Source organism: Methanobrevibacter sp. (assembly GCF_045646205.1).
GTDB lineage: Archaea > Methanobacteriota > Methanobacteria > Methanobacteriales > Methanobacteriaceae > Methanocatella.
Genome location: NZ_JAZRKF010000008.1, coordinates 1 through 6078 on the forward strand (window position 1 = coordinate 1; position 6078 = coordinate 6078).

3 protein-coding genes are annotated in these 6078 nt (G+C 31.4%); 1 reads left to right on the forward strand and 2 read right to left on the reverse strand.

All coding sequences use genetic code 11. The annotated features are described in order from the left end of the window. On the forward strand, positions 1 to 2377 hold a 2377-nt coding region (locus tag ACKI44_RS01950; protein WP_407421026.1), incomplete at its 5' end, for an Ig-like domain repeat protein. A 289-nt stretch (positions 2378 to 2666) separates the two neighbouring features. Here the strand turns inward: ACKI44_RS01950 and ACKI44_RS01955 are convergent. Together ACKI44_RS01955 and ACKI44_RS01960 are read right to left on the reverse strand one after the other, a co-directional pair. Further along, positions 2667 to 4247 carry a PP2C family protein-serine/threonine phosphatase gene (locus ACKI44_RS01955; RefSeq protein ID WP_407421028.1) on the reverse strand — a complete coding sequence of 527 codons (1581 nt, stop codon included), beginning with the start codon at positions 4245 to 4247 and terminating at the stop codon, positions 2667 to 2669. A gap of 283 nt (positions 4248 to 4530) precedes the next feature. Continuing rightward, positions 4531 to 6078 (reverse strand): PP2C family protein-serine/threonine phosphatase (locus ACKI44_RS01960; RefSeq protein ID WP_407421030.1); only part of this gene is annotated, 1548 nt, incomplete at its 5' end.

The following is a 6078-nucleotide window of genomic DNA, read 5'->3' on the forward strand; positions in this document are numbered from 1 at the left end:
AACTTATATGGGAGACAGTAGGTTTAATACCAACATTACTTCTGGAGATTTCACTATCAAAGGTCATATTAAGAAGGATACTCCTATCTCAGCAGATGCTGATGTGATTGGAAACAGAGTTACATTAACTGTTAATGTTGATGAAGATGCTACTGGTTTTGTTAAACTAATCATTGGCGATACTGTTGCAAATGTTGAATTAGTGGATGGTGTTGCAACACTAACATTAACATTGCCTGCAAACAGTTACTTTGTTGATGTAACTTATCTTGGTGATGATGACTTCAATATGAACAAAACTAAAGTTACATTTACCATAACTGAGGTTTCCAAGCAAAATACTACTATTGATCTTGATATAACAGTTTATGAAGACACCGCTCTGATTGTGGTTGATTTGAATGAAACCGCAACTGGTTTGGTTAAATTCTATATGGTATGTAAAGAGACTGGTGAAGAATATACTATGTATATGGATGTTATAGATGGTCATGTGGAAACATTTACCAATAGCATTGAGCCTGGAAACTACACTGTAGTTGCAACATACATGGGTGATTCAGTATTCAACACCAACACTACATCCAAGGACGTTGAATTCCCACTTCCAGAAGATGCTAATGTTACTGTTAATGTAGACGGCACTGTTGTTAGTGTGGAATTGCCTGAAGATGCGGAAGGTTATGTTGTTGTGAGTGTTGATGGTATAGATTATTACTTCGATGCTGATGATGATATTGTATTGGATTTAGGTGATCTTGCTCCTGGTAACTACACTGTTGAAGTTGATTATTCTGGTGACAGTAAATATGCTCCAGCTAAAGTTAACGCAACTGTTGAAGTTCCTGAGGTTATTCCGGAAGATGCTAATGTTACTGTTGATGTTGATGGTACTGTTGTTAGTGTGGAATTGCCTGAAGATGCGGAAGGTTATGTTGTTGTTAGTGTTGATGGTATAGATTATTACTTCGATGCTGATGATGATATTGTATTGGATTTAGGTGATCTTGGTCCTGGTAACTACACTGTTGAGGTTGCTTATTCTGGTGATGATAAGTATGCTCCGGCTGTAGTTAATGCTACTGTTGAAGTTCCTGAAGTTATCCCAGAAGATGCTAACTTAACTGCAGATGCTCAAAACACTACTATTACTGTAACTGTAGCAGAAAACGCTACCGGTAACATTTTAGTTGAAGTTAACGGTAGAGGTTACTATGCTCCAATTGAAAACGGTAAGACTACTATTGAAGTTACCGGATTGGATGAAGGAACCTACGAAGCTGTTGTAACCTATGACGGTGACGACACCTACGCACCTGCTATGACAACTGTTGTTGTAACTGTTCCTCCTAAAAACGAAACTGGTGTAGATCCTAAAGCTAACATAACAGTTTCCGAAGATGCTGTCATAATGGAATTACCTGAAGACGCCACCGGTTACATGTTGGTTGATGTTGACGGTACTGGATTATATGTTCCTGTAGAAAAAGGTACTACAATCTTAGAATTGCCTGAATTAGCTCCGGGTAACCATACTGTTAGTGTTACCTATACTGGTGATAAGAAATATGCTTCAGCCAACTCTACTGAAACTATTGAGATACTACCTAAAGAAACAATCTTTGCAGATGATCTCGTTAAAGTGGAAAAAGCTCCTGACAGATTTGTTGCTAACTTCACTGACAGCAAAGGTAATCCTTTAGCTAACGCTAGTGTTATTTTCTTAATTAATGGTATTGAGTACACCAGAACTACTAATGCTAATGGTCAAGCTTCCATTGCAATCAACTTGGTGGCTGGTAACTACACAATATTTACATACAACCCTACAACAGATGAGGTTAAAGTAAACAACATTACTGTTTTATCCAGATTCACTGAAGATAGCGACCTTGTAAAATACTTCAGAAATGATTCACAATATGTGCTCAGAGTTTTAGGTGATGACGGTAACCCTATCGGTGCTGGTGAAGTTGTTTCATTCAACATCCATGGTGTGTTCTACAACCGTACAACCAATGCTACAGGTCATGTAAAACTCAACATCAACTTGGAACCTGGTACATACATTATCACTGCTGAGTATAAAGGAGCTAGAGTTGCTCACAATGTAACGGTTTTACCAATTTTAACTGCTGAAGACTTAACTAAAAAATTCGGTGAACCTGATCAATTCGAAGCTCATGTATACGATGGACAAGGTAAGCCTGCTGCTAATCAAAAAGTAGAATTCAACATCCATGGTATATTATACTACAGAACAAGTGACAGTAATGGTATAGTGAAATTAAACATTAATTTACAACCTGGCGTGTACATAATTACTTCAAAATATGGCCAAGCGGCCATAGCTAACGTAGTAACTGTAACCGCTTAGGGGTGGGAAGTTATAATTTAACTTTCCCATCATTTTTTCTTTTTTTCATTAGATAACAATATTTGGATTTACTGTTTTTTAGATATCATTCGATTATTATAAAATTAGCCTCATTTATTTCATTGAATTTGATAGTTATCATTAATTTTTTTAATCATATATTCAATTAAAATGATGTTGTTAATCTTGGATTTGGTTTATTCTGGTGATTATGCAAAATAACATTAGGTGCCCCATACTGTGATTTAGAATGTTATTCACAGCTAGTCAAAGTATTAACATCATTTAGTTATTTTGCTCTGATAATAAACATGGTTATGTCGTCAAATTGTTCTTCATAATTGCAGAAGTCTTCAACGTCCTTTTCTATGGATTCTATTATATTGTTAACATTATCGTTTTTGTGTTTATTTATAATATTTTTTAGTCTTTCTGTAGTGTAAAATCCTTCATAATTGGTATTGGCTTCTGTCACACCATCAGTATATAAAAATATTGTATCTTCTTTTTTAAATGGGATAACATGTGTTTTATATTCTGTATCTTCCATGGCTGCCAATACTAATCCCGGTTTAATATTCATATATTCAAAATCATTATTGTTTAATTTAATTAATGGAGAATTATGACCTGCATTAACAAATGACAATTCATTGCTTTTCAAATTAATTTTTCCAAGCCAGCAGGTAACAAAATGATCCTCCACATTCTCTTCATAGAGATCATTATTTGTTTTATAAAATGCTTTTGATAAATCATTGTACTGCTTTGTATAATCCTGAATTAATGTCATTGCTTTAACCATTATTAATGCAGCTGATATTCCTTTTCCGCTGACATCTCCAATTACAAATCCGATATTGTCTTCATCTATTTGGAAATAATCGTAAAAGTCTCCCCCTACCTGACGGGCAGCTTTCATTATTCCCCAAAGTTCAAACTTGTCTCTGTTTTCACTAAATTTATCATGGAATTCTTCAAAATCTTTTGGAATCATTGAATTTTGAATATCGCTGGCCAATTTCAGTTCAGTTTCATATCTTTCTTTTTCAGAGGTTACTTTCTTCAAGTTTTGTACATGTTTTATTACATCAGATTCCATATCTCGCAATGAATCAATCAGTATTCTTATTTCGTTATTTACATTGATTTGTTCCAATTTTTTCCCATGTTTTGAATGGTCTTCAATTGTTGAAATACTTTCAGTCATGATTTCAGATAACTTATTCAATGGTTCTGTTACATTTTTTTCTAAGAAATATAAGTAAAACAATAGTGGAATTGATATTATGATAAATAAATACATTGCAGTTCTGGTGATATTTAAATAGCTTTCACTGTAGCCCAAACCCAAAATGTAATCCATAATTACTGTAATACTTGAGATAATCAAGATTAGCAATACTATGGAAATATTTACTTTTGAAAATAGGTTTGGTGTAGTATTGTGTTTAATTTTGAAAATATCACCATCATATGGCTCTAATAAATAGATTATAAGAAATATCGTGATAACTAACATTAATATGTCATAATTGGAATCTAGGAAAAATGTTTGAAGTAATCCTATAGTGAAGAACAATATTAAAAAAATAGGATATATTTTTTTAGGTAAAAACTGTTTAAATTGTATTCTTGGACTATACATTGGTATTTCGAAGTAATTAATAACATATGTGAATATTATAACAATAAAGAAACTGAATATCGTTGAAATGAAATCAAATTTAAACTCATAGTTTATTATTTCTGCACTGATAAAATCAAAGAAAATCAATATTGTTATGGCATATAGTGAGAATATAATGAATAATTTAATTAAATTATATATTCCTGGAAAATCCGGACTTTCCAATCCATTTTTATTCATAATGGAGTACCACAATTTCCATATCGTAAAATTGCTGATAAAAAAGATGAATACAATTAATAAATTTAATAAAATGGATTCGGGATGTGTTATCATCAAATCAATAAATTCCATCAGTGCAAATCCTAAAATTGCAAAAGGTCCTAAAATTAAACTTAAAACTGGGAGTAGTACTATGTGAATGTCTCCCAATTGGGGGAAAATTCTGGAGAGTCCAAAAAGAATTGTAGTTAAAACAATTGAGAATAATACAATAAATTTCCTTGATTTAAAAAGTTCCCTTTTATTTTCCACTATTCTCACATCCATTATATCTGATTATTAACATTGCCATATCATCAAATTGATTTTCATTATTGCAGTATTCATATAATTCATTCTTAATTTTTTCGAGTATTTCATTTGGATTTTCATTTTTATACTTATTTATAGTTTCTTTTAAACGGTCACTACCAAAGAATCCTCCGTGGTTATTATTTGCATTTGTAATTCCATCAGTATATAAAAATATTGAATCTCCTGGGTTTAAACTTAATTCCTGATCGTCATATGTCCTTCCATCCATTACTCCCAAAACAGAATTGGGATTAGTATCTAAATATTCAAAATTTTTGTTTTTTTCTTTAATCAATGGCTTTTCATGGCCTGCATTTACAAAATTTAGTTTTCCAGTCTTTATATTTAATTTTCCAAACCATGATGTGACATATAAATTTTCTTCATTCCTTTGACAGGATAAATCATTTACATTTTCATAAAATTCTTTAAGATTATCGTGGGATTTACTGTGATTTCTAATCAGATACATGGTCTTAACCATAAATAATGTTGAAGGGATTCCTTTTCCGCTGACATCCCCAATTACAAATCCTATATGTTCATCGTCTATGTCAAAATAGTCATAAAAGTCTCCGCCAACATCTTTTGCAGGATTCATAAACGCAGAAATTTCAAAAGGCTTATCTTTAGAAAATTCATCAAAATCGGTTTTCAACATATGTGTTTGGATATTATTTGCAACATTGAACTCAGTTTCAATTCTTTCTTTTTCAATAGTTGTTTTTTTAATTTCAGATAAATAATTTTCAATAGATTTTAGCATTTCAACAAAAGATTTAACTAATTTAGAGATTTCATCGTCCCTTTTGCTGTATCTGTTCAATCTTTTGCTTAGTTCAGTATTTTCTTCCACTTCTTTATTTTTTTTATATGCATCTAAAGCACTTATTAAATCATAGATTGGATTTGTTAGAAATCTTTCGATATGGATAATGTGGTATATTAAAAAGAATAAAACTAATGCGCTTCCATAAGCGATAGCAATCATATATGCAAAATTGATATCGGTAACCCAAGCTCCAGTAAGATGTTGAATTAATAATGTAAGTGTATCGAAGTTTACATATGTCACTATAGTCAATATCGCTAAAAATATTAGGATAATCTGTTCGATAATTGAATAATTCGTCCATTTTCTTTCAATATTTGTATCAAGTTTATTTAAAATAAATAATGTTGCAGTGATTAGGAATATTAAAAGAAAGACTGTATTCACAAGGGCATTGTCAAAAGATGTGGCTAAAATTATAATCGTATAAGAGACCATCAGTATAAACATTACTGTGAAATAGTTGAATTTAATATCAATTCTATTAAATACATTTTTTGGAGTTTGTAATGGGATTTTTAGTATATTAAAGAGACTGATGAGCAATAAACCGAAGATTATTCCAAAGTTAAACATGTCTAAGAAATATGAAAATACATTAATTGCTGTTGTTAATGGATACATATAGCCAAATGGAGGGTATGCTTTAAGTGCAATATTAAT